We start from the raw sequence: 23,439 nt of genomic DNA, 5'->3' as shown, positions 1-23,439 counted from the left end.
TCAGCCGCCGGTGCTCGCCCGCACGGTGAGCGTCGGCCGCAGCGCCACCCGGTCGTGCGCCGTCGGCTCGTCGCCCAGCACGCGGGAGAGCAGCCGCACCGCCTCGGCCGCGATCTCGGCCTGGGGCTGGTGCACGGTGGTCAGCGGCGGGGCGGACAGCGCCGAGTAGGGGATGTCGTCGAACCCGGTGACCAGCACGTCGCCGGGGACGGCGACGCCGGCCGCGGCGCACGCCTGCAGCACGCCCAGCGCGATGAGGTCGTCGGCGCACACCACCGCGTCCGGCAGGCCCGCGGTGGCGATCAGGCCGGCCGCCGCCTCCCGTCCCCACTCGATGGAGTACTCGCCGAGCAGGACGTGCCCCTCGGGTACCGCGACGTCCAGCCGCGCTGCGTGCCGGCGGAACCCGGCGAGCCGCAGCTCGGTGGAGGAGTTGGTCAGCTGCGAGCTGACGAAGGCGGCGCTGCGGACTCCGCGCTCGGCGAGGTGGGTCATCACCAGGTCCAGGGCCGCGTCGTCGTCCACCCCGATCCAGTCGCTGTCGACGCCGGTGACGTACCGGTCGACCTGCACGAGCGGGAGCTCCGCGGCGGCGCGCTGGACGGCGGGGGTGCTCAGGCTGCCGTGCACCGGGCTGATGACGATGCCGTCGACCTGCCGGGCGACCAGGCTGCGCAGGCGCTGGGCCTCCAGCTCCGGGTCGGAGCGGGACGAGCACAGGAACAGCTGCCGGCCGACCTGCTGCAGCGCGTGCTCGACGTGCTCGACCAGGCCGGTGAAGAACGGGTTGGCGATGCTGGGCACCAGCATGCCGACGGTGTCGGTGCGGCTGCGCCGCAGGGCGCTGGCGATGCCGTTGCCCGCGTAGCCGAGCTCGTCGGCGGCGCGCTGCACCTGCTCGCGGACCGCCGGGCTGACCGGCTTGGCCCCGGACAGCGCGCGCGAGACGGTGGCGGTCGAGACCTGCGCCCGCTCGGCTACGTCGCGGATCGTCACCCTCTGCACGCGCCCTCCTGCCCGTCCGTCGCGGTCGATCGTCATCCTGAAGGTAAACGATTGCCTCTTGACGGCACCAGGGCCTGGAGGGCTAGCGTCCCCGTGGTCGGGCAATCGATTACATCGGAGTGGTGGACGTGACCGGACCGCTCGGGGTCTACCCCCGCAAGCCCTCGGCGATCGCCGAGCTGTTCGCCTCGGAGAAGGTGCTGGTCGGCGCGGTGCACCTGCCCCCGCTCCCCGGGAGCCCGTCCTACCGCGGCCAGCCGGTGGCCGAGCTCTGCCGGTTCGCCGTCGAGGAGGCCCGGACCTACGTCGACAACGGCTTCGACTCGGTGATCGTGGAGAACCACTGGGACCTGCCCTTCCTCAAGCCCGGCCAGCACGGCTACGAGGTGGCCGCGGCGATGGGCGTCATCACCGCCGCGGTGGTGGCGGAGCTCGGCCCGTCGGTGGGCGTCAGCGTGCTGTCGAACGCCGGTCGGTGCTCCGTCGCGTCCGCCTGGGCCGCCGGCGCCGGGTGGGTGCGGGTCAACCAGTGGGTCAACGCCTACGTCGCCAACGAGGGGGTCATCGAGGGTCAGGCGGCGACCACCACGCGCTACCGGCACGCGATCGGGGCCGAGCCGGTGAAGGTCTTCGCCGACGTCCACGTGAAACACGGTGCCCACGCGATCGTCGCCGACCGGACACTGGCCGAGCAGACCGAGGACGCCGAGTTCTTCGACGCCGACGTCCTCATCGCCACCGGGTCCCGCACCGGTCACGCCACCTCGGTCGAGGAGGTCGTCGGCATCCGCGACCACACGCAGCTCCCCGTGATCATCGGCAGCGGGATCGACCCGCAGAACGTCGGCCCGCTGCTGCGCGAGTGCGACGGGGCGATCGTGGCCTCGGCGGCCAAGGAGAACGGCCGCTGGTGGGGTCGCGTGGCGCCGGATAAGGTGCGCGCCGTCGCCCGGGGTGCGGGGCGGTGATCGTCTTCTGCGGGTACGCCAACCTCGACGTCGTCGGGCGCGTGCCCCGCTTCCCCCGCCCGGACGAGCGGGTGCACGCCACCGCGGTGGAGCACCTGTCCGGCGGCATGGCCGCGAACGCCGCGTCCGCCGCGGCCCGCGCCGGCGCGGACGTCGCGTTCGCCGGGGTGGTGGGCGCCGACCCGGTGTCCGACCGGTTCCTCGCCGAGCTCGCCGCCGACGGCGCGGACGTCGGGTGGACGGCGCGCACGGCGTTCCTGTCCACCGCGATCGTGCTCGTCGACGGCGCGGGCCGGCGCTCGGTGGTCAGCCAGGACGACGCCCTGGACGCCGCCTCCGTCGCCGCCGTGGCCGACCGGCTCGCCGCGGCGGGCGGGGGGTACCTCTACCTCGACGGCTACCGGGCCGCGGCGCTCGCCGGCGCGGCCCGCCCGGGGGTGACGCTCGCGGTGGACCTCGACGGCTGCGACGACCGGGCGGCCGCCCTGGCCGCGATCGGCCGGGCCGACCACGTCGTCGTCGGGCGGGCCCGGCTGGAGCAGCTGCTGGGCGTCCCGCCGGCGAGCTGGCCCGGGCTGGCCACCGGCCGGCGCACCACGCTCGTGGTGACCGACGGGCCGGCCGGCTGGACCCTGCACGGCGCCGACGGCCGGCTCGTGACCGAGCCCGCGCTGCCGGTCGACGTCGTCGACGACACCGGCGCCGGGGACTGCTTCACCGGCACCTACCTCGCCGGGCTGGACGCCGGCCTCCCCCCGGCCCGGGCGGCGGTCCGGGCCGGCGCGGCCGCCAGCCTGTCCTGCACCGTCCGCGGCGCCCGCGGGGCGCCCTCCCCCGACCTCGTCGACGCCGCGCTGGCGCAGCCCGCCGCGACGCCGGCCCCCTGAGCCACCGCACTCCCGCACCGAGGCACTCCCGCACCGAGGCACTCCGGCACCGCCGCACCCCCGCACCGCCTCCGTCCCGACCGGTCCCGTAGGAGGATCCGTGAAGCGTCCCCTCGTCCTCGCGGCAGGCATCAGCCTGCTCACCCTCGCCGCCTGCGACAGCGCCCCGCCCGAGCCGTCGTCGTCCGGCGGCCCGTCCGCCGCGGAGAGCTCCGCGGCCGGCGGCTCGCTGCCCGAGCCCTCGGTGCAGCCGGTCGGCTGCGAGCCCACCGACGGCCCGCTGCGGGTCGGCCTGGTCACCATCAACCTGCAGGCCCTGTTCTTCAACCAGATCAACGAGGCCGCCCAGGCGATGGCCGACGAGCAGGGCGTCGAGCTGCAGATCATCAGCGGCAACGACGACTCGGTCACCCAGGCCAACGCGATCGACACCCTGGTCGCCGACGGCGTCGACGCGATCATCGTCGCCGCGGTCGACACCGAGGGCATCAAGCCGGCGATCCGGGACGCCGACGCGGCCGGCATCCCGGTGGTCGCCGTCGACGCGATCGTCGACGACCCGGCGGTCGACGCGCAGGTCGGCACCGCCAACGCCGAGGGCGGCGCGCAGCTGGGCGAGGCGCTGCTGGAGCAGTCCGGCGGCACCGGCGAGGTCGGCGTCGTCGGCGCGCTGAACAGCACCATCCAGCTGGAGCGGCAGAAGGGCTTCGAGGACGCCGTCACCGCCGGCGGCATGACCGTCGGCACCGTGGTCGACGGCAAGAACGTGCAGGAGACCGCCCAGGGTGCCGCGGAGAACCTGCTCACCGGGAACCCGGACCTGGAGTACGCGTACGCCACCGGTGAGCCGGCCCTGATCGGCCTGGCGGCCGCCGTGCGCAGCCAGAACGCGCAGGACCGGATCAACGTCGTCGGCTGGGACCTCTCCGACCCGGCCGTGGAGGGGCTGCGGGACGGCTGGATCACCGGCGTCGTCCAGCAGGACACCTTCGAGTTCGGCTACAAGTCGATGGCCGCCGCGATCGACCTGGCGTGCGGCAACCCGGTCGAGCGCGACAACCCGGTCGACATCCACATCGTCACGCCGGACAACGTCGACGACTTCACCTTCTACCTGGAGGGCTGACCCGATGACCGAGGACCTCCTCGTCGAGCTGACCGGCATCACCAAGTCCTACGGGCCGGTGCGGTCGCTGCGGGGCGTCGACCTGACCCTGCGACGCGGGGAGGTCCTCGGCCTCGTCGGTGACAACGGTGCCGGCAAGTCCACGTTGATGAAGGTGCTGGCCGGCGCGGTCCAGCACGACGACGGCGAGATCCGGGTGAAGGGCCGCCCGATCCGGTTCAGCAACCCCGCCGAGGCCCAGGCCGAGAAGATCGGCATCGTCTACCAGGACCTGGCGCTGTGCGACACGCTCGACGTCGCGAGCAACCTGTTCCTGGGCCGCGAGCCCCGGCGCGGCCCGTTCATCGACCGCCGCCGGATGCACGAGCAGGCGGCGCAGATCCTCGCCGACCTGCACGTCAAGGTCACCAGCACGCACCAGGAGATCGGCACCCTCTCCGGCGGCCAGCGCCAGACGGTGGCGATCGCCCGGGCCGTCTCCTTCGCCCCCGACGTGCTCATCCTCGACGAGCCGACGGCGGCGCTGGCCGTCGCCGAGGTCGAGTCGGTGCTGCGGCTGATCACCGAGGTGGCGGCCCAGGGGGTGGGCGTCGTCCTCGTCACCCACCGGCTGCAGGACCTGTTCCGGGTCTGCGACCGGATCACCGTCATGTACGAGGGCCAGAGCGTGGACGACGTGCCGATCGGCGAGCTCGACATCGAGTCGCTCGTCGGCCTGATCACCCGGACCGGCGTGCCCGCGGAGCCGACCACGCAGACCCAGCAGGAGGCGACGGCATGACCGCGACCACCGCACCCGCCACCGGCGCCCCGGCCCCCGCCGTCGCCCGGCTGGCCCAGCAGCGCTCCTGGTGGGAGCGCACCAACAAGGCCACCCTGGTCATGGCCGGGGTGACCCTGCTGGTCTTCGTCTTCTTCTCGCTGGCCAGCGACAACTTCCTGACCTTCGGCAACGTGTCCAACCTGGCCACCCAGGTCGCTCCTGCGCTCATCGTCGGCGTCGCCATGACGTTCGTGATCACCGCCGGCCAGATCGACCTGTCGGTGGGGTCGATCGTCGCGTTCGTCTCGGCCACCTGCGCGCAGCTGCTGGTCGCCGGCTGGGACTCCTCGCTGGTCTTCCTCGCCGGGCTGGCCATGGGCCTGGGCTGGGGCCTGGTCAACGGGTGGTTCACCGCCTACCAGCGGATCCCCGCGTTCATCGTCACGCTGGCCACCCTCTCGGTGGTGCGCGGGCTGGCCCTGTTCACCACCGAGGGGTTCTCGGTGCCCATCGAGTCGTGGACGGCGTTCGCCCGGCTCGGCTCGGCCAGGTGGTTCGGCCTCTCCAGCAGCGCCTGGATCGCACTCGGGTTCGCCGTCGTCGGCGTGGTCCTGCTGCACCACACCCGGTTCGGCCAGTACGTCATCGGCATCGGCTCAGCGGAGGAGTCGGTGCGGCGGGCCGGGGTGAACGTGCGGCTGGTGAAGATGGCCGCCCTCGGCTTCTCCGGGCTCGCCGCCGGCGTCGCCGGCATCCTCATCGCCGCCCGGCTCGGCTCCGGCTCGGCGAACGCCGCGCAGGGCTTCGAGCTCACCGTGATCGCCGCCGTCGTCCTCGGCGGCACGAGCCTGCTCGGCGGCCGCGGCACGATCGTCGGCACGCTGATCGGCGCCGTCCTCACCGGGCTCATCGCCAACGGGCTGACCCTGATGAGCGTCAGCCCGTACCTGACGCCGATCATCACCGGCACCGTGCTCGTGGTCGTCATCTGGGTCAACCTGCGCGGCGCGGACCTCGGCTCCGTGCTGCGGAAGCTGACCGGAGCCCGGTGACCGCCCGCCCGACCCACCACCCCCGTGCGCTCGCCGAGCGCGCCCTACGGAAGGACTCCTGACCATGGCCCGGATCCTGATCGCCGGCGAGAGCTGGATGACCACCTCGACGCACGTGAAGGGCGTCGACGAGTTCTCCGTGCACTCGTACGTGGAGGGCGTCGGCCCGCTGCGCGACGCCCTGACCGCCCGCGGGCACGAGGTGGTCCACCTCCCGGCGCACCTGGTGCCCACCGGCTTCCCGGGGGACGCCGCCGCCCTGGACCGGTACGACCTGGTGGTCCTCTCCGACATCGGCGCCAACTCGATCCAGCTGGCCCCCGGCGTCTTCGAGGGGTCGGTGCCCGGGCAGGACCGGCTCGCCGCGCTGCGCGACTGGGTGGCCGGCGGCGGCGCGCTGCTGATGATCGGCGGGTACCTGTCCTTCAGCGGGTTCCAGGCGCGGGCGGCGTTCCGGCAGACGGTGCTGGCCGAGGTCCTGCCGGTCACCATGCTCGCCGAGGACGACCGGGTCGAGCAGCCGGCCGGCATCGTCCCCACCGTCGACGACCCCGACCACCCGGCGCTCGGTGGCGCCGGCGCGGACTGGCCGCTGCTGCTGGGCTACAACCGGGTCGTGGCCAAGGGCGGCGCCGAGGTGCCGGCCCGGGTCGGCGACGACCCGCTGGTCGCGGTGGCGCCCTTCGGCAGCGGCCGGGCCGGGGTGTTCACCTCGGACTGCTCGCCGCACTGGGCGCCGCCGGCCTTCTGCGAGGAGTGGAAGGGCTACGCCGACCTGTTCGACGGCCTGGTCCGCTGGCTGGTGCGCGGATGAGCCGGTCCGCCGCCCTGGTCGAGCGGCACGCCGCGCTGCTCGACCGGGCGTGCGGCATCCGGTTCGTCCGCGAGGCCACCGACGGCAGCCTCAGCGACGGCGACTTCGCCCGGTACTTGCTGGTTGAGGAGGCGTTCGTGCTGACCGCCTCGCGGGTGCTGGGCCGGGTGGTGTGGGAGTCGCCCACCTGGGAGGAGCTGCTGCCCTCGGCGCGGTCGCTGTCCAACCTGGTCACCGAGCAGCGGGACTACTTCGCCGGGCTGCGGCACCGCTGGCCGGTGCCGGACGGGACGGCGGTCCTCGCGCGGGCGGCCGCGCTCTCCGACGTCGTCCTGGGCCAGGTGGGGGACGCCGGGCGGCCGGCCGCGCTCACCGGCATGCTCGCGGCGGAGACGATGTACGCCCGCTGGTGCACCGCTGCGGCCGCCGTCCCGGCGGGACGGCACCCGGACCTGCAGGCCTGGATCGACCTGCACGCCGGGGAGACGTTCCTCGGCCAGGTCACCGCGCTGCGGGCCGACGTCGACGCGCTGCACCCGGCCGCCGTGCCCGACGACGCGCTGGACCGCTGGTTCGGCGCCGTCCTGGAGGCCGAGATCGCGTTCCACGACGCCGTCCACGGCTGAGCCGGGGTTCCACGTGGAACCGGCGTCCCGGGCGGGGCGCAGAATGGCGGGGACGACGACGTACGAGGAGGCCTGCGTGAACGACTTCGACCTGGTCCTGCCCACCGAGGTGGACGTGCGGGAGGTCGGCATGCGCGACGGCCTGCAGCTGGAGGAGCCCGTCCCGCTGGCCGGGAAGCTCGCGATGCTGGAGGCACTGGTGGCCACCGGCGTGCGGCGGATCGAGGTGACGTCGTTCGTCTCGCCGAAGGCCGTGCCGGCGCTGGCCGACGCCGACCAGGTCGCCGCCGAGCTGCACCGGTTCGACGGCGTGCACTTCTCCGCCCTGGTCGCCAACACCCGGGGCGCGGTGCGGGCCGTCGACGCCGGCATCGCGCACCTGGAGTACGTGGTCTCCGCCTCCGACTCGCACAGCCGGGCCAACGCCGGCCGGCCCACCGCGGACGCGGTCGCCGCGGTCGGCGAGATCGCGGACCTGGCGCACGCCGCGGGCGGCTCGCTGGAGGTCATCGTCGCGACCGCCTGGGACTGCCCGTTCGAGGGCCGCACCCCCGTCGTCCGCACCGTCGACGCCACCCGGGCCGCGGTGACCGCCGGCGCCGACGCGCTCTGCCTCGGTGACACGATCGGGACGACGACGCCGGTGCGCGTGATCCGGCTGCTCGACGCGGTCCGCCGCGCCTGCCCCGGCATGCCGCTGGGCGTCCACTTCCACGACACCCGCGGCACCGGGCAGGCGAACGCCCTGGCGGCGATCCAGGCCGGGGTGACCCAGCTGGACGCCTCGGTCGGCGGCCTCGGCGGCTGCCCGTTCGCCCCCGGCGCCAGCGGCAACATCGCCACCGAGGAGCTCGTCTACTGGCTGGCCGACGCGGAGGTCGCGACCGGCATCGACCTGGACGCGGTGCTCGGCGCGGCGGCGGCCACCGAGCGGGCCGTCGGCCACCCCCTGCCCAGCTCGCTGTACCGGGCCGGCGGGGCCAACGTGCCGCGTGGCGCCGTCGTCCCGGCCTGAGTCCGGCTGCGCATGCCGGTCCGTGATGGGATCGGGGGCGTGACGGCAGACGAGGCGCACGTCCCCCCGCCCGTGGTGGGACCGGAGGTCATGCGCAGCGTGCTCGGCAACTTCGTCTCCGGGGTGACCGTGGTGACCGCGACGGGGCCGGCCGGGCCCGCCGGCTTCACCTGCCAGTCGTTCAGCTCGCTGTCGCTGGACCCTCCCCTGGTCGCCTTCGCCCCGGCGCGCAGCTCCCGCACGTGGCCGCAGCTGCGCGACGCCGGGCGGTTCTGCGTCAACGTCCTGGCGGAGGGGCAGAGCGACCTCTCCGCGCAGTTCGCCCGCTCCGGCAGCGACAAGTTCGCCGGCGTCTCCTGGGCGCCCAGCCCGCACGGCTCCCCCATGCTCGACGGCGTGGTCGCCTGGATCGACAGCGAGCTGTGGGCGGAGTACGACGGCGGTGACCACACCATCGTGGTGGCCCGGGTGCTCGACCTGGGCGCGGACGCCCGGCGCACCCCGCTGCTGTTCCACCGCGGCAGCTACGGCCTGCAGTCGGCCCTGCTGGAGGGCTGAACGGGGGATCTAGGAGAAGCGGACGGCGAGCACCGCGACGTCGTCCCGCCGGTCCGGCGCCGGGCCCACGGCGTGCAGGCACAGCTCGGCGGGTGCCGCGTCGGCCGGCGCCGCGGCCAGCCGGCCGGCGAGCTCGGCCAGCCCTGCGTCCAGGTCCAGCCCCGGTCGCTCGATCAGCCCGTCGGTGAAGGCCACGAGCGTCGACCCCGGGACGACGTCCACGGTCGCCGAGACCCGGCGCGCGCCCTCCCGGACCCCCACCAGCAGCCCGCTGACCCCGTCGAGCAGCCGCACCGTCCCGTCCGGCGCGCGCAGCGCCAGCGGCGGGTGGCCGGCGTTGGCCAGGGTCAGCCGCCAGGGGTCCCCCGCGGTCGCCGGCGGCACGGCCCGGGCGTAGGCCATCGTCGCCAGCGGGGCCACGTGCAGGCCCTGCACCAGCCGGTCCACCCGGCCGAGCAGCTCGCCGGGGTCGGCGTCCCCGGCGTCCCAGACGACGGCGCGCAGCAGGCCGCGCAGGTGTCCCATGGCGGCGGCCGCGGCGACGTCGTGGCCGACGACGTCGCCGATCGCGATGCCCACCGACCCGTCGGGGAGGTGCAGCAGGTCGTAGAAGTCGCCGCCCACGTCCGCCCCGCTGGACGCGCTGAGGTAGTGCCCGGCGACGCTGAGCCCGGGGATCTCCGGCAGCTGCGGGAGCAGCGAGCGCTGCAGGGTCTCGGCGACCGTGTGCTCCTGCTGGTAGAGCCGCACGTTGTCCATCGCCATCGCCGCCCGCCGGGCCAGGTCCCGGGTGAGGTCGACGTCCTCGGTGGTGAACCGCCGCTCCGGCTGCTCGGCGACCAGGGACAGCACCCCGAGGGTGCGCCGCCGGGCGGTGAGCGGGACGGTCAGCATCGAGCAGATCCCGAGCCGGTCCAGGGCCGCGCGGGTGGCCGGGTTGGGCAGCACCTGCTCGAGCCACCCGGGGGTGACCGGGTCGGTGAGCACCGGCTCCGCGGTGCGCAGCACCCGCCGCGCGGGCGAGCGGGTGGGCGCGTCGGCCAGCCACCGGACGGCGAAGTCGTGCAGCTCGGACTGCAGCCCCCGGCGGTGGGTGGCCGCCGTGCCCGTGATGGCGCCGTGCTCGTCGGCGAGGGTCAGGAACACCCAGTCGGCCAGCAGCGGCACGCAGAGCCCGGCCAGCCGGTCGAGGAGGTCGTCCATGTCGAGGGTGGCGCTGAGCGTGCTGGTCGCCTCGGCCATCAGCGCCAGCCGGCTCTGCGCCCGCTCGGCGTCCACCCGGGCGCGCTCCGCGGCGGCGTGCGCGACCTCGGCCTCGTGCCGGGCCGCCCGCTCCGCGGCGAACGCGGCTGCCCGGTCGTCCTCGACGCGCACCCGCTCGGTCACGTCGGTCTGCACGCCGACGAAGCTGACCAGCTCCCCCGCGCCGTCGAACACCGGCGTGACCGACAGGTGGTTCCAGAAGGCGGTGCCGTCCTTGCGGTGGTTGAGCAGCGTGACGGTCGTCGGCCGCTGGGCCCGGAGCGCCTCGCGCAGCCGGGCCACGGTCTCCCGGTCGGTCGCCGGACCCTGCAGGAAGCGGCAGTTGCGCCCCACGCTCTCCTCGTAGCCGTAGCCGGTCATCCGGCTGAAGGACGGGTTCACCCACACCAGCGGGTCGTCGGGCTGGCGGGGGTCGGTGATCGTGAAGGCGATGTCGGTGGCCACGACCGCGCGCTCCCGCAGCGCCCGCAGCTGCGCCTCGGGGTCCCCGAGCCCGTCGCCGTCCTCCAGCTGGAGGAAGACCACCAGCGCCAGCTGCTGCTCGCTGGCGGACTGGGACAGCGGGAAGCCGGTGACCCAGAGCAGGAGATCGGCGTCGTCCGCCGTCGCCGACGCGCGCGCCCCGTCGGTGCTGCGCCGGCCGGACAGGCGCACGGCCTCACCCGTCACCGGGCGCCCCTGGCCCAGCCGGGACAGCGGGTTGCCGGTGCTGGCCAGCGGGGCGCCGGTCAGGTCGGTGAGCCCGGCCGCCGCTCCCCAGACGTCGACCGGCACCGGCAGGCCGACGTTGCCCGCCAGCTCGATCGCCGCCGTGTTGGCGTAGGTGACGGTGTCCGTGGCCCGGTCGATGACCAGCACGGCGACCGGCACGTCGGCGAGCACGGCAGGCAGCGCGGCCTGCGCTCCGCGCTGGGTGCTGGTCGCCGAGACGGCCGCCTCGGCCGCCCCGACGATCGACGCCTGCTGGTCGCTGTCCTCCGGGGTCACGGGTGCGCCGGCCGCGGCGACCACCGCGGCGGCCTCCGGCGGCACGGTGGCGATGTCGGGCTCCACCGAGGCCCCCAGGTCCTCCCGCACGGCAGGACAGTAGCCGGGCACCCGGTTGCCCACCACCGACCGGGTGGCACGCGGGTTCCACCCGGGCGGCCCGGGGGTAGGGCGGGAACGCCCGGCCGGTCCCACTCGTCGTGCCGGGCGGCGGAGACGGGAGCACGGCTCCCGGGAGAGGACGTGCCATGGGACTCCTGGACAGGCTGTTCGGTCGCGGTCAGCGTCGTTCCCCGTACGGCCCCGGCCACGGCGGCCAGTACGCGCAGCAGTACCCCCAGCAGGGGTACGGCCAGCAAGGGTACGGCCAGCAGGGGTACGGCCAGCAGGGGTACGGCCGGCAGCCCGCCCGCTCGGCGGACGAGCAGGCGATCGAGCGCTACCGCTACCTGCTGCGCACCGCTCCTCCGGACCAGGTCGAGGCGGCGCACGCCGAGGCCTTCGCCAAGCTGACCCCCGACCAGCGCCGGCAGGTCCTCGAGCAGCTCTCCTCGGCGGTCCCGCCCGGTGAGCGTCCCCGCGGTGACGACCCGCAGACCCTGGCGCGCGCGGCGACCCGGGCCGAGTTCCGGCAGCCGGGCTTCCTCGAGCGCACCTTCAGCGGCCCGGGGTACGGCCAGGGTGGTTACGGCCCCGGCGGTTACGGCCCCGGTGGCTACGGCTGGGGTGGCGGCATGGGTGGCGGCATGGGGATGGGCAGCATGATCGGCGGCAGCCTGCTCGGCACGGTCGCCGGCGTCGTCGTCGGCACCGCGGTGGCCGACGCGCTGTTCGACACCGGCCTCGGGGACGGCGGCCTGTTCGGCGGCGGCGACGAGGAGGCCTACGCCGAGGGCTACCAGGACGGCGCCGGTGACGGCGGCGACGGTGGTGGCGGCTACGACGACGGTGGCGGGGACTTCGGCGGCGGGGACTTCGGTGGTGGGGACTTCGGCGGCGAGTTCTGACCCGCCCCGCTTATCCCCGGCACCCAGGGGTCAGCGGGCCCGGTCGGCCTCCGCCTGGTGCCGCAGCCACAGCAGCCCCAGAACCGGCAGCCCGAGCGGGATGAACAGGTACCCCTGGCCGTAGTTCGACCACACCGTCTCGTCCGGGAACGCGGCCGGGTCGAGCAGCGAGAGCGTGCCCACGACGAGGACGCCGACCAGCTCCACCATGCACGCGACCAGCGCGGTGCGCCGCCCGCCCCGCCCGCCGCGGGACAGCGCCACGGCGGCCACCAGGTACACCGCGGCGGCGAACGCGGACAGCAGGTAGGCCAGTGGTGCCTCGCCGAACCGCGTGGCCAGCTGCACCGCGGCCCGCGCGCCCGCGGCCAGCGCGAACACCGCGTACACGGCGACCAGCACGCGCCCCGGGCCGCGGGAGGTGTCCGCCGTCCCGCCCGCCCGCTCGGCGGCCGGACCGCCCAGCGCGCCGGTCGGCTCCGGGCCCGGTCGCTCAGCCACGGGTCACCTCCCACAGGTCCAGCAGCCGCCACAGCATGACGGTGACGGCGAGCGCGGCCACCCCGAGCACGGTCCCCGCCCACCGGGTCGGCTCGCTGCGCGCCCAGAGCAGCCCGGCCACCGGGAGCAGCACCACGCTGACCAGGTAGGACAGGAAGGTGGCCAGCTCGGCCGGACGGTGGCCGCCGGCCATGCCCACCACGACGACGGCGGCCTGCACGAGCAGCAGCGCCTCGAGCAGCACCGCCCCGGCCACGTGCGCCGAGCCGATGCGCCGGCGCATCCCGGTGCTCACCCCGCCCACCGCGGCGAGGACGAGGGCGACGACGGTCGCGGCCGCCACCAGGGGCGTGCTCACCGGAGGCGGCGGGAGGAACGGGGGTGCACCCGGCCATCCTGCCTGCCGGCCTGGCCGCCCCTTCAGCGGTGGACGGTGGACATGTCGGGGTAGCGGTCCCCGGCGGTGGCGCCGGCGGGGGCCGCCTCGTCGAGGGCGCGCAGGTCCTCGGCGGTCAGCTCGACGTCGGCGGCCGCGGCGTTCTCCTCCAGGTAGCGCACCCGCTTGGTCCCCGGGATGGGCACGATCGCGGGGTTCCCGTCCGCGCCGGACCGGGCCATAACCCAGGCCAGCGCCAGCTGCGTGGCGGTGACGCCCTTGGCGTCGGCGAGCGCGCGCACCCGGTCGACCAGCTCCAGGTTGCGCACGAAGGCCTCCCCCTGGAAGCGCGGGTTGTGCCGCCGGAAGTCGTCGGGGGCCAGGTCGTCGATGCTGCGGATCTGCCCGGACAGGAACCCGCGGCCGATCGGCGAGTAGGCGACGAACCCGATCCCGAGCTCGGCGCAGGTGGCCAGCACGCCGTCGTCCTCGGGGTCGCGGCTCCACAGCGAGTACTCGGTCTGGACGGCGGTCACCGGCTGGACGGCGTCCGCCCGCCGGATCGTCTCCGGTGCCGCCTCCGAGATGCCGGCGTGCCGGATCTTGCCGGCCTCGACCAGCTCCCGGAGCGCGCCCCAGGTGTCCTCGACGGGCACCGCGGTGTCGACGCGGTGCTGGTAGTACAGGTCGATGACGTCGACGCCGAGCCGCTGCAGCGAGGCGTCGCAGGCCCGGTGGACGTACTCCGGCCGGCCGTTGATGCCGCGGAAGGAGCCGTCCTCGCCGCGCTCGTTGCCGAACTTGGTGGCCAGCACCACCTCGTCCCGGCGGCCGGCGAGGGCCTGGCCGACCAGCCGCTCGTTGGTGAACGGGCCGTACATGTCGGCCGTGTCGAGGAACGTGACGCCCAGGTCGAGCGCCCGGTGGATGGTGCGCTCGGCCTCCGTCTGGTCGCCGGTGCCGTAGAACTCGCTCATCCCCATGCAGCCCAGGCCCTGGGCGGAGACGGTCAGGTCGCGCAGTCTGCGTGTCTGCATGGGAGGGCCCTGCCCGCGGTGGCCGGCGCGCAACCCGACCCGGGGCCGGCACCGTGCCCGCGCGGCAGTGGCCCGGATCACCGGCCCCGGATGCGTCCGGACCTGGTCCACAGCCTGCGCAGCTGTCAGGTTAGGCTCCGCTTACTGAGGTCAGCCTTGCCTTCCTCGACGCCCGACGATGGAGTCCTTGATGCGCCGTTCGACCCGTGCCACCGGAGTGGCCGCCCGCTCCGCCCGGCACCGCCGCCCCTCGGTGGCCGTGGCCGCCACGGCTGCGCTCACCCTCGGCCTGGCCGGGTGCGGTTCCGCCGCGGAGGCTCCCGAGGAGGCGGCCGCGACCGGCCCGGCAACCGTCGAGATCGAGGACAACCACGGCACCCAGACGGTCCCGGTGCCCCCGACGAGCGTGGTGGCCACCGACAACCGCACGTTCGAGCTGCTCGACAGCTGGGGTGTCGAGCTCTCCGCCGGGGCCGTGGCCCTCATGCCGGCCGACCTGTCCTACAAGACCGACGACTCCGTCATCGACCTCGGTACGCACAACGAGCCCGACCTCGAGGCCGTCGTCGCGGCGGAGCCGGACCTCATCGTCAACGGCCAGCGCTTCTCGCAGTACCACGAGGACTTCAGGAAGCTCGTGCCTGACGCCGCGATCGTCGAGCTGGACCCCCGGGACGGCGAGCCCTTCGCCGACGAGCTCAAGCGGCAGACCCTGGCCCTCGGCGAGATCTTCGGTCACGAGGACGACGCCCAGCAGCTCGTCGACGACTTCGACGCCGCCGCGGAGCGGGTCATCGCCGCCTACGACCCCGCGGACACCGTCATGGCCGTGCTCACCTCCGGTGGCGAGATCAGCTACGTGGCGCCGTCCACCGGCCGCACCCTGGGCCCGCTGTACGACATCCTCGGCCTCACACCGGCTCTCGAGGTCGCGGCGGAGGACGAGTCGCACGGTGACGACATCAGCGTCGAGGCGATCGCCGAGGCCGACCCCGACTGGGTCCTCGTCATGGACCGCGATGCCGGCGTCGCCGCGAACTCCGGGGAGGCGTACACCCCGGCGAACGAGCTGCTGGCCGGCTCCCAGGCCCTGCAGAACACCACGGCGGTGCGGGACGGGCAGATCGTCTACGCACCGCAGGACACCTACCTCAACGAGGGCATCCTCACCTACACCGAGTTCCTCGACACCCTGGCCGACGCCATGGAGGCGAGCAACTAGCACCGCCCCGCGGCATCCCAGCTGTCCTGAGATGGACGCCTCCTCCCCGGAGAGGCCCAGCGGCGACCGCCGCTGGGCCTCTCCGGCGGTGTCCGGCCCCACCCGCACGGACCGGACGACCCGCGGCACGGCGACGGCCACCCGACCGGCCTCGCCCGCCCGGGGGCCGCTCTTCTCCTGGCCCCTCCTGATCGGCGCGGTCGTCACCGCCGGGCTCGTGATCGCCTCGCTCTTCGTCGGGGTCTACGACATCTTCGGCTCCGACGACGGCGGGGAGATGTTCGCGATCACCCGCATCCCGCGGACGATCGCCCTCGTGCTGGCCGGCGCCGCCATGGCCATGTCCGGTCTGGTGATGCAGCTGCTCACGCAGAACCGGTTCGTCGAGCCCACGACCACGGGCACGACCGAGTGGGCCGGGCTGGGCCTGCTCGGCGTCATGATCCTCATGCCGGACGCCTCGCTCCTGGTGAGGATGACCGGCGCCTGCGTCGCGGCGTTCCTCGGGACGATGGTCTTCTTCGCGTTCCTCCGCCGGGTCACGCTCCAGTCGTCGGTCATCGTGCCGATCGTCGGGATCATGCTCGGCGCCGTCGTCGGGGCCGTGTCCACCTTCATCGCACTCCGGACCGACCTGCTGCAGAGCATGGGCATCTGGTTCGCCGGCAGCTTCACCTCCGTGCTCCGCGGCCAGTACGAGCCGCTGTGGGTGGTCGCCGTCGTCGGCGTCGTCGTCTTCCTCGTCGCCGACCGGTTCACCGTCGCGGGTCTCGGCGAGGAGGTGTCCACCAACGTGGGCCTCGACTACGGCCGGATCGTCCTGCTGGGCACCGGCCTCATCGCGGTCGCCACCGGCGTCGTCACGGTGGTCGTCGGGAACCTGCCCTACCTCGGGCTCATCGTGCCCAACATCGTCTCGATGTTCCGCGGGGACGACCTGCGCAGCAACCTGCCGTGGGTGTGCCTGCTCGGCATCTCCGTCGTCACGCTGTGCGACATCGTCGGCCGCACGATCATCATGCCGTTCGAGGTGCCGGTCTCCCTGATCCTCGCGGTGCTGGGCGCCGCCGTGTTCATCACCCTCCTCCTCCGGCAGCGTCGTCGTGGCTGACACCAGGCAGGGGACGCGGCGGCAGCGACCGTCCACCCGGAGCCCGGACGCGCCCGGGGGCCGGTCCGGACGCCGGTCGGGCGCCCTGCCGTCCGGTCGCGCCCGACGCCGGTACTGGACCGTCGTCGCGGTGCTCGCCGTGCTGGCCGCGGCCTCCGGGGCCGGCAACCTCGCCTACGGCAACCCCATGCCGGTCGGCAGCGAGGGGTTCTGGCTCATCGCAGAGATGCGCAGCACCAACCTGGTGGTCATGCTCCTGGTGGCGTTCTGCCAGGGGATCGCGACCGTGAGCTTCCAGACGGCGGCGAACAACCGGATCATCACCCCGTCGATCATGGGTTTCGAGTCGCTGTACCGGCTCGTGCAGACCGGCGCGGTCTTCCTGCTCGGGGCCGCCGGCGTCGTCGCGGTCCAGGGCGGCCTGCAGTTCCTGCTGCAGGTGCTGCTGATGGTCGTGTTCGCCGCGCTGCTCTACGGCTGGCTGCTCTCGGGCAGGTTCGCGAACCTGCAGATCATGCTGCTCATCGGGATCATCCTCGGTGGCGGCCTGGGTGCGGTGGCCACGTTCATGCAGCGGCTGCTCTCCCCCAGCGAGTTCGACGTCCTGACCGCCCGGCTGCTGGGCGACGTCTCCAACGCGGACGCCGGCTACCTGCCCCTCGCCGTCCCGCTGGTCGCGCTGGCCGGTGGGTGCCTGTGGCTGGACGCGCGGCGGCTCGACGTCCTCGCCCTCGGTCGCGAGGCGGCGGTGAACCTCGGGCTCGACCACCGGCGCGAGACGATGAAGGTCCTGCTCCTGGTCTCGGTCCTCATGGCCGTCTCCACCGCGCTCGTCGGCCCGCTGACCTTCCTCGGCTTCCTGGTGGCGATGCTCTCCTACCAGCTCGCCGACACCCACGACCACCGGTACGTCTTCCCCGTCGCCTGGCTGACCGGGTTCGTGGTGCTCTCCGGCGCCTACTTCGTCCTCCGCCACCTGTTCTACGCGGAGGGTTCGGTCGGGATCATCATCGAGGTCGTCGGGGGCGGGTTCTTCCTGGTCCACATCCTCCGAAAGGGACGTCTGTGATCACAGCCACCGGGGTGGTCAAGAAGTACAGCGAAGAGGTCGCCATCGGGCCGCTGGACCTCACCATCCCCGTCGGCGGGATCACGGCCCTCGTCGGCCCCAACGGTGCCGGCAAGTCCACCCTGCTCACCATGATCGGGCGGCTCCTCGGGATGGACGAGGGGACGATCGAGATCGCCGGCTACGACGTCGCGCGCACCGGCTCCAAGGACCTCGCGAAGATCATCTCGATCCTCCGGCAGGAGAACCACTTCGTCACCCGCCTCACGGTGCGCCAGCTCGTGGGCTTCGGCCGGTTCCCCCACTCCCGGGGCCGGCTCACCCCGGCGGACGAGGAGCACATCAGCCGGGCGATCGACTTCCTGGACCTCGGCGAGCTCGAGGGCCGCTACCTCGACCAGCTCTCCGGCGGTCAGCGCCAGCGTGCCTACGTCGCGATGGTCCTCGCGCAGGACACGGAGTACGTCCTCCTCGACGAGCCGCTCAACAACCTGGACATGCGGCACTCGGTCCAGATGATGCAGCACCTCGCCCGCGCCGCGACCGAGCTGGGCAGGACCATCGTGATCGTCCTGCACGACATCAACTTCGCCGGGCACTACGCGGACCGGATCTGCGCGATGAAGGACGGTCGCGTCGTGGCGGTCGGCACGCCGGGCGAGATGATGACCGACGACGTCCTCACCCGGGTCTTCGACACCGAGGTCGAGGTCGTCGACGGGCCGCGCGGCCGCCTCGCCGTCTACTACTGAGCGGCTCCCCGTTCCACGTGGAACCAGCGACCGGCCATGTCGGCCACCACGGCCGGTCGTCCCCCTCACCCCGCACTCCGGCACGATGGGCGGGGTGAGCAGCACCCGTCGGCTCGCCGGCCACCGCTCCCGTCGCTCCCCCGATCCGCTGACCAGCCGGTCCTGGCGCCGGCCCACCGCGCGGGAGCGGCAGGACATGGGCGCGGACGTCGTGCTGGACATGGGGTGGGGCCGGCTGGTCTTCGGCCAGACCTTCGACGACCTCGAGGGCATCGTCGCCGCGCTGCGCGCCGAGGAGTCCGGACGGCGGGACATCTGCGTCTACCCGTGGGACGCGCAGGTGCTGGTCGGCCTGGCCCCGGACGAGCTGTTCATCGACCCGTCGTTCGTCTACCGGCTCCCGCTGCACCGCTACCGGCCGCGCGCTGAGCTCATCCGCGGGGTCTTCGTCCGCACCGTGACCTCCGCGGCGGAGATGGACCGGATCGTGGAGCTCTACACCCGGACCGGCCTGGTCGCCGGCGACCCGGCCACCATGTGGGCCAACCACCGCACCCGGGCGTACACCCACCTGGTCGCCGAGGACTCCCGCACCGGCACGATCGTCGGCACGGTGACCGGCGTGGACCACGGGCTCGCCTTCGGTGACCCGGACGGCGGCACGAGCCTGTGGTGCCTGGCCGTCGACCCGCAGGACGCGCCACCACGCACCGGCGAGGCGCTCGTCCGGGTGCTCGCCGAGCGCTACGTCGCCCGCGGGCGGTCCCATCTCGACCTCTCGGTGATGCACGACAACCACGCCGCCATCGCGCTCTACCGGAAGCTGGGGTTCGGACGGGTCCCCGCGGTCTGCGTGAAGCGCAAGAACCCGATCAACGCCCCGCTGTTCGCCGCTCCCCCGCGCGGGCTGACCGACCTCAACCCCTACGCCCGGCTCGTCGCCGACGAGGCGCTGCGCCGCGGGATCCGGGTGGAGGTGACCGACGCCGAGTGGGGTGAGCTGCGGCTGAGCTGGGGTGCGCGCTCGGTGCTCACCCGGGAGTCGCTGTCCGAGCTGACCAGCGCGGTGGCGATGAGCCGCTGCGACGACAAGCGGGTCACCCGCCGGATCGTCGAGCGGGCCGGGGTGCGGGTGCCGCGGGCGGCGGTGGTCACCGGCGACGACCTCGCCCCGGCCGAGCGGCTGCTGGCCGAGTGCGGCGCGCTGGTCGCGAAGCCGGCCCGCGGGGAGCAGGGCCAGGGCATCACCGTCGGTGTCCGGGACGCCGACGGGCTGGCGCGCGCCGTCGAGCTGGCGCTGCAGCACTGCCCGGACGTGCTGGTCGAGGAGCTGGTCCCCGGCGAGGACCTGCGCGTGGTGGTCATCGACCACGAGGTGGTCGCCGCCGCGCTGCGCCGGCCGGCGGAGGTGGTCGGGGACGGGCGCCGGGACGTCGCCGCCCTGGTGCGCGAGACCAGCCGGCGCCGCGAGCGGGCCACCGGCGGGGAGTCGCAGATCCCGCTGGACGACACCACCGCCGAGGTCGTCGCCGACGCGGGCCACGGGATGGACGACGTCCTGCCCGTCGGTGCGCGGCTGCGGGTCCGGCGGACGGCGAACCTGCACACCGGCGGCACGATCGTCGACGTCACCGACCGGCTGCACCCGGACATCGGGGACGCGGCGGTGCGGGCCAGCCGGGCCATCGGCATCCCGGTGACCGGGCTGGACTTCCTGGTCCCCGACGTCGAGGGGCCCGAGGCGGTCTTCATCGAGGCCAACGAGCGCCCGGGGCTGGCCAACCACGAGCCCCAGCCGACCGCCGAACGCTTCGTCGACCTGCTGTTCCCGGAGACCCGCCGGCGCTGAGCCGGGGTCCTGCAGGGGCGGTGGCGAGCCAACCGGGCACCGGGTTGCGTAGGGTCAGCGACGGAATGCCAGCCGAGCGCGGGGAGCAACGAGTGGCAGCCGAGAGCCCCGTGGTGGTGGTGGCCAACCGGCTGCCGGTCGACCAGGTCACCGACCCCGACGGGACGACGCGGTGGCAGCGCAGCCCGGGCGGGCTGGTCACCGCCCTCGAGCCGTTCGTCGCCGGCCGCGGCGGCGCGTGGGTCGGCTGGTCCGGCTCGGCCGGCGAGGCCCCGGAGCCCTTCGACTCCGGCGGGATGCACCTGGTCCCGGTCGGGTTGTCCGAGGACGAGGTGGACCGCTACTACGAGGGGTTCTCCAACGCCTCGCTGTGGCCGCTGTACCACGACGTCGTCGAGAAGCCCGAGTACCACCGGGCCTGGTGGGACTCCTACGTGCAGGTCAACCGGCGGTTCGCCGAGCGGGCCGCCGAGGTCGCCGGCGAGGGCGCGATCGTCTGGGTGCACGACTACCAGCTGCAGCTGGTCCCGGCGCTGCTCCGCCAGCGCCGTCCCGACCTCACCATCGGGTTCTTCCTGCACATCCCCTTCCCGCCCTTCGAGCTGTTCTCCCAGCTCCCCTGGCGCTCGGCCATCGTGGAGGGCCTGCTCGGCGCCGACCTCATCGGCTTCCAGCTGCCCACCGCGGCCAGCAACTTCGTGACCCTGGCCCGCCGCCTGCACGACCTGCCGACCAAGGGCAACACCGTCTCCTACGAGGGCCGCACGGTGGTGGCCAAGGCATTCCCGATCTCCATCGACGTGCGCTCCTTCGACGAGCTGGCCAGCTCCCCGGAGGTCCTCGCGCGGGCCAAGGAGATCCGGGCCGAGCTGGGCAACCCGGAGAAGATCGTGCTGGGGGTCGACCGGCTGGACTACACCAAGGGGATCGCCGTCCGGCTGGAGGCGTTCCAGGAGCTGCTGGAGGACGGCGCGATCGAGGCGCCGGGGACGACGTTCGTGCAGGTGGCCACCCCCAGCCGGGAGCGGGTCGAGCACTACGTCACGATGCGGGAGACCATCGAGCAGCAGGTCGGGCACATCAACGGGCTGTACGGCTCGATCGCCGGGTCCGCCGTCCGCTACTTCAACCAGTCGATGCCGCGCGAGGAGCTGGCCGCGATGTACCGGGCGGCCGACGTCATGCTCGTGACGCCGTACCGCGACGGGATGAACCTGGTCGCCAAGGAGTACGTCGCCGCGCGCGGCGACCTGGGCGGGGTGCTGGTGCTCAGCGAGTTCGCCGGCGCCGCGGCGGAGCTCAAGCAGGCGCTGCTGGTCAACCCGCACGACATCGCCGGGGTGAAGAACCAGCTGCTGCGGGCGCTGCGGATGGACCCGGCCGAGGCGACCAAGCGGATGCGCGCGATGCGGCGGCACGTGGCCCGGCACGACCTGGACCACTGGGCCAACTCCTTCTTCGACTCGCTGCAGGCCCGGGCCTGATGGGCCTGGAGCCCGGGCTCACCCGGGCCCTGGACGACCTGGCGACCCGGCGTCCGCTGCTGCTGGCCAGCGACTACGACGGCGTCCTCGCCCGGCTGGTCGACGACCCGGCGGCCGCCGTCCCCGAGTCCGGCGTCCCCGAGCTGCTCGCCCGGCTGGCCGCGGTCGACGGCGTCACGGTGGCGGTGGTCAGCGGTCGGGGCGTCGCCGACCTGCAGCAGACCAGCGGCTTCACCGGGCCCTTCCGGTGGATCGGCAGCCACGGGGCGGAGTTCGACGGGCCGCTGACCGGCGAGCTGCAGGCTGCCCGCGACGAGCTCGTCGCGGCCCTGTCCCCGCTGGTCGACGCGGTGCCCGGCGCCCGCCTGGAGGTCAAGCCGGCCGCGGTCGCCGTGCACGTCCGCACCGTCGCCGACCCGGCCGCCGGGCGGGCGCTGCTGGAGCGCGCCGCCGCCGCGGGCGGGCCGCACCACACGGCCAAGCCGGGGAAGGACGTGCTCGAGCTCGCGGTCACCGACGCCGACAAGGGGACGGCGCTCACCCAGCTCGCCCGCGAGCTCGGCGCCCGCGGCGTGCTCTACCTCGGCGACGACGTGACCGACGAGGACGCCTTCCGCGCGCTGGACGCCGACGGGGTGGGCGTCAAGGTCGGCGCGGGGCCGACGGACGCCGCCCACCGGGTGGCCGGCCTGGACGGCGTCCGCGCGGTGCTCGAGCGTCTGGTGGCCGCGCTCGCCGGCTGAGCGTGTCGACACGGCGCCGAGACGCCTTCCGGCGCGCCCCGCCGGACTTTCCGGGCAGAGTCCGGCCGGCCGGCTGTACCGGTAGGCGGGCGTGCCGATGAAACCCGTGCCGCGCCGGGCAGGCACCTCTGGAGCCAGCGGCTCGATGTCGAACGCGCGCCGGCAGCACCGATCACCTCGACCCGCCCGACCCCAGGAGCTCCACCATGGCCGACCATCCGCGCGCCGCCCTCTCCCCCGACGACAGCGCCTCCGGCGGCAAGGCCTCCTGGTGGGGCGACCGCGGGGTCAGCACGAAGATCCTCACCGCCGTCGGTGCCGCCGGTCTCGTCGCCGGGGTCGTCGGGTTCACCGGGCTGACGGCCATGGGCAGCGGAGCCGACCGGACGCAGCACCTCTACTCCGCCAACGTCCAGGGCATCGTCGAGGCCACCGCCATGCGCGGCGCGGTCAAGGACATGCGAGTGGGTGCGCGGAACGTGGTCCTCCAGCTCGGCTCTCCCGGTGCGCAGCAGGCGGTGGAGGACGTCGTGGCCGCGGGGGAGCGGTTCGAGGCCGCGCACTCCTCCTACGAGGCCCTCGAGCTGACCGCGGAGAAGCGGGCGCTGGCCGACTCGGCCGCCGCGTCCTTCACCCAGTACGAGCAGTTGAGCGTCGACGTCCTCGCTCCGCTGGCCCTGACCGGCGACGTCGTCGGCTGGAACGCGGCCAACACCACCCAGGTCTCCCCGGTCGCCGCGCAGGTGGAGGACTCGCTCAACGAGCTGGTCGGTCTCGAGAAGCAGGCCGCTGCGGACGCCGCGGCGGAGGCGCGGTCCGAGTACCAGTCGCAGCGGACCGTCGCCCTCGTCGTCCTCGTCGTCGGCGTCGCCGTCGCGCTCGGCCTCGGGTTCGCGGTGGCGCGGGGCATCGCCCGCAGCGTGGGGCGGGTCAGGGCGGTCACCGACGCGCTGGCCGAGGGCGACCTGACCCGGTCCAGCGGGCTGCACACCCGTGACGAGCTGGGCCTGATGGGCGCCTCGCTCGACGCCGCCGTGCACAACCTGCGCGGCCTGATGACCACCGTCGCCGGCTCCGCGGACGCGGTGGCGGCGTCGTCGGAGGAGCTGTCGGCGTCCTCGGCGCAGATCTCGGCGTCGGCGGAGGAGACCTCCGCGCAGTCGGGTGTGGTGTCGGCGGCGGCGGAGGAGGTGTCGCGGAACGTGGGCACGGTGGCGGCGGGCG

23 protein-coding genes are annotated in these 23,439 nt (G+C 74.3%); 18 read left to right on the top strand and 5 right to left on the bottom strand.

The window, feature by feature from the left end; genetic code table 11:
- Entirely contained in the window at positions 1–1,005 is a 1,005-nt protein-coding gene (locus HL189_RS21390; RefSeq protein WP_369135756.1) for a LacI family DNA-binding transcriptional regulator, read from the bottom strand.
- A gap of 128 nt (positions 1,006–1,133) precedes the next feature.
- Between HL189_RS21390 and HL189_RS21385 the strand changes: the two genes are divergently transcribed.
- From HL189_RS21385 to HL189_RS21345, 9 genes are all read left to right on the top strand, one after another.
- On the top strand, positions 1,134–1,973 hold the full coding sequence (locus tag HL189_RS21385) for a BtpA/SgcQ family protein (protein ID WP_369135755.1): 840 nt from the start codon (positions 1,134–1,136) through the stop codon (positions 1,971–1,973).
- Positions 1,970–2,860 carry a carbohydrate kinase family protein gene (locus tag HL189_RS21380; RefSeq protein WP_369135754.1) on the top strand — a complete coding sequence of 297 codons (891 nt, stop codon included), beginning with the start codon at positions 1,970–1,972 and terminating at the stop codon, positions 2,858–2,860. The genes HL189_RS21385 and HL189_RS21380 overlap by 4 nt, the downstream gene beginning before the upstream one ends.
- A 100-nt stretch (positions 2,861–2,960) precedes the next feature.
- Positions 2,961–3,986, top strand: coding sequence for a substrate-binding domain-containing protein (locus HL189_RS21375; RefSeq protein ID WP_369135753.1), 1,026 nt, complete (start codon positions 2,961–2,963; stop codon positions 3,984–3,986).
- 4 nt (positions 3,987–3,990) lie between these two features.
- The gene (locus HL189_RS21370) at positions 3,991–4,767 is read left to right on the top strand and encodes an ATP-binding cassette domain-containing protein (RefSeq protein WP_369135752.1); all 777 of its coding nucleotides are present in this window, start codon (positions 3,991–3,993) and stop codon (positions 4,765–4,767) included.
- The gene (locus HL189_RS21365) at positions 4,764–5,801 is read left to right on the top strand and encodes an ABC transporter permease (protein WP_369135751.1); all 1,038 of its coding nucleotides are present in this window, start codon (positions 4,764–4,766) and stop codon (positions 5,799–5,801) included. The genes HL189_RS21370 and HL189_RS21365 overlap by 4 nt, the downstream gene beginning before the upstream one ends.
- A gap of 64 nt (positions 5,802–5,865) precedes the next feature.
- Complete coding sequence (locus tag HL189_RS21360; protein ID WP_369135750.1) at positions 5,866–6,615, top strand: glutamine amidotransferase; 750 nt, start codon at positions 5,866–5,868, stop codon at positions 6,613–6,615.
- Positions 6,612–7,241, top strand: coding sequence for a TenA family protein (locus HL189_RS21355; RefSeq protein ID WP_369135749.1), 630 nt, complete (start codon positions 6,612–6,614; stop codon positions 7,239–7,241). The genes HL189_RS21360 and HL189_RS21355 overlap by 4 nt, the downstream gene beginning before the upstream one ends.
- A gap of 76 nt (positions 7,242–7,317) precedes the next feature.
- Positions 7,318–8,256, top strand: a complete 939-nt coding sequence (locus HL189_RS21350) for a hydroxymethylglutaryl-CoA lyase (protein ID WP_369135748.1) — start codon at positions 7,318–7,320, stop codon at positions 8,254–8,256.
- A 39-nt stretch (positions 8,257–8,295) separates the two neighbouring features.
- Positions 8,296–8,814: a flavin reductase family protein gene (locus tag HL189_RS21345; protein WP_369135747.1), complete on the top strand. Its 519-nt coding sequence runs from the start codon at positions 8,296–8,298 to the stop codon at positions 8,812–8,814.
- Between the two features lie 9 nt (positions 8,815–8,823).
- Here the strand turns inward: HL189_RS21345 and HL189_RS21340 are convergent, their stop codons facing one another.
- Positions 8,824–11,154, bottom strand: a complete 2,331-nt coding sequence (locus HL189_RS21340) for a SpoIIE family protein phosphatase (protein ID WP_369135746.1) — start codon at positions 11,152–11,154, stop codon at positions 8,824–8,826.
- 158 nt (positions 11,155–11,312) lie between these two features.
- Here HL189_RS21340 and HL189_RS21335 point away from each other — a divergent pair, with 158 nt between their 5' ends.
- Positions 11,313–12,071: a hypothetical protein gene (locus HL189_RS21335; RefSeq protein ID WP_369135745.1), complete on the top strand. Its 759-nt coding sequence runs from the start codon at positions 11,313–11,315 to the stop codon at positions 12,069–12,071.
- Between the two features lie 30 nt (positions 12,072–12,101).
- On the opposite strand, the gene HL189_RS21330 is transcribed toward HL189_RS21335, so the two are convergent.
- From HL189_RS21330 to HL189_RS21320, 3 genes are all read right to left on the bottom strand, one after another.
- Complete coding sequence (locus tag HL189_RS21330; protein ID WP_369135744.1) at positions 12,102–12,572, bottom strand: hypothetical protein; 471 nt, start codon at positions 12,570–12,572, stop codon at positions 12,102–12,104.
- Positions 12,565–12,930, bottom strand: a complete 366-nt coding sequence (locus HL189_RS21325) for a hypothetical protein (RefSeq protein WP_369135743.1) — start codon at positions 12,928–12,930, stop codon at positions 12,565–12,567. Before HL189_RS21325 ends, HL189_RS21330 begins: the two co-directional genes overlap by 8 nt.
- Before the next feature lie 62 nt (positions 12,931–12,992).
- Positions 12,993–13,985 carry an aldo/keto reductase gene (locus HL189_RS21320; RefSeq protein ID WP_369135742.1) on the bottom strand — a complete coding sequence of 331 codons (993 nt, stop codon included), beginning with the start codon at positions 13,983–13,985 and terminating at the stop codon, positions 12,993–12,995.
- 190 nt (positions 13,986–14,175) lie between these two features.
- On the opposite strand from HL189_RS21320, the gene HL189_RS21315 reads away from it, so the two are divergent.
- The 8 genes from HL189_RS21315 to HL189_RS21280 form a co-directional block, all read left to right on the top strand.
- Entirely contained in the window at positions 14,176–15,207 is a 1,032-nt protein-coding gene (locus HL189_RS21315) for a siderophore ABC transporter substrate-binding protein (protein ID WP_369135741.1), read from the top strand.
- A gap of 31 nt (positions 15,208–15,238) precedes the next feature.
- Positions 15,239–16,318 (top strand): ABC transporter permease, encoded by a 1,080-nt coding sequence (locus HL189_RS21310; RefSeq protein ID WP_369135740.1) that lies wholly within the window; start codon positions 15,239–15,241, stop codon positions 16,316–16,318.
- 130 nt (positions 16,319–16,448) lie between these two features.
- Positions 16,449–17,387, top strand: coding sequence for an iron chelate uptake ABC transporter family permease subunit (locus HL189_RS21305; RefSeq protein ID WP_369135739.1), 939 nt, complete (start codon positions 16,449–16,451; stop codon positions 17,385–17,387).
- A complete protein-coding gene (locus tag HL189_RS21300; RefSeq protein WP_369135738.1) occupies positions 17,384–18,139 on the top strand; it encodes an ABC transporter ATP-binding protein in 756 nt (251 codons plus the stop codon). The genes HL189_RS21305 and HL189_RS21300 overlap by 4 nt, the downstream gene beginning before the upstream one ends.
- 94 nt (positions 18,140–18,233) lie before the next feature.
- Entirely contained in the window at positions 18,234–19,988 is a 1,755-nt protein-coding gene (ngg, locus tag HL189_RS21295) for an N-acetylglutaminylglutamine synthetase (RefSeq protein WP_369135737.1), read from the top strand.
- 92 nt (positions 19,989–20,080) lie between these two features.
- Complete coding sequence (locus tag HL189_RS21290) at positions 20,081–21,472, top strand: trehalose-6-phosphate synthase (RefSeq protein ID WP_369135736.1); 1,392 nt, start codon at positions 20,081–20,083, stop codon at positions 21,470–21,472.
- Positions 21,472–22,215 carry a trehalose-phosphatase gene (gene otsB, locus HL189_RS21285; RefSeq protein WP_369135735.1) on the top strand — a complete coding sequence of 248 codons (744 nt, stop codon included), beginning with the start codon at positions 21,472–21,474 and terminating at the stop codon, positions 22,213–22,215. Before HL189_RS21290 ends, otsB begins: the two co-directional genes overlap by 1 nt.
- Before the next feature lie 206 nt (positions 22,216–22,421).
- Positions 22,422–23,439, top strand: a 1,018-nt coding sequence (locus HL189_RS21280) for an MCP four helix bundle domain-containing protein (RefSeq protein ID WP_369135734.1), incomplete at its 3' end; no start/stop codon positions are given.

This window comes from Modestobacter sp. I12A-02662, assembly GCF_041028325.1.
Classification (GTDB): Bacteria; Actinomycetota; Actinomycetes; order Mycobacteriales; family Geodermatophilaceae; genus Modestobacter.
Note: the sequence above shows the minus strand (reverse complement) of the source record. Positions and strands in the feature narration are given on the sequence as shown.

What these genes read in the sequence shown, in the direction of transcription:
- HL189_RS21315 (WP_369135741.1), top strand. Translation starts at nt 14,176, where the DNA reads ATGCGCCGTTCGACCCGTGCCACCGGAGTGGCCGCCCGCTCCGCCCGG.
- HL189_RS21320 (WP_369135742.1), bottom strand. Translation starts at nt 13,985, where the DNA reads ATGCAGACACGCAGACTGCGCGACCTGACCGTCTCCGCCCAGGGCCTG.
- HL189_RS21365 (WP_369135751.1), top strand. Translation starts at nt 4,764, where the DNA reads ATGACCGCGACCACCGCACCCGCCACCGGCGCCCCGGCCCCCGCCGTC.
- HL189_RS21310 (WP_369135740.1), top strand. Translation starts at nt 15,239, where the DNA reads ATGGACGCCTCCTCCCCGGAGAGGCCCAGCGGCGACCGCCGCTGGGCC.
- otsB (WP_369135735.1), top strand. Translation starts at nt 21,472, where the DNA reads ATGGGCCTGGAGCCCGGGCTCACCCGGGCCCTGGACGACCTGGCGACC.
- HL189_RS21335 (WP_369135745.1), top strand. Translation starts at nt 11,313, where the DNA reads ATGGGACTCCTGGACAGGCTGTTCGGTCGCGGTCAGCGTCGTTCCCCG.
- HL189_RS21355 (WP_369135749.1), top strand. Translation starts at nt 6,612, where the DNA reads ATGAGCCGGTCCGCCGCCCTGGTCGAGCGGCACGCCGCGCTGCTCGAC.
- HL189_RS21360 (WP_369135750.1), top strand. Translation starts at nt 5,866, where the DNA reads ATGGCCCGGATCCTGATCGCCGGCGAGAGCTGGATGACCACCTCGACG.
- HL189_RS21370 (WP_369135752.1), top strand. Translation starts at nt 3,991, where the DNA reads ATGACCGAGGACCTCCTCGTCGAGCTGACCGGCATCACCAAGTCCTAC.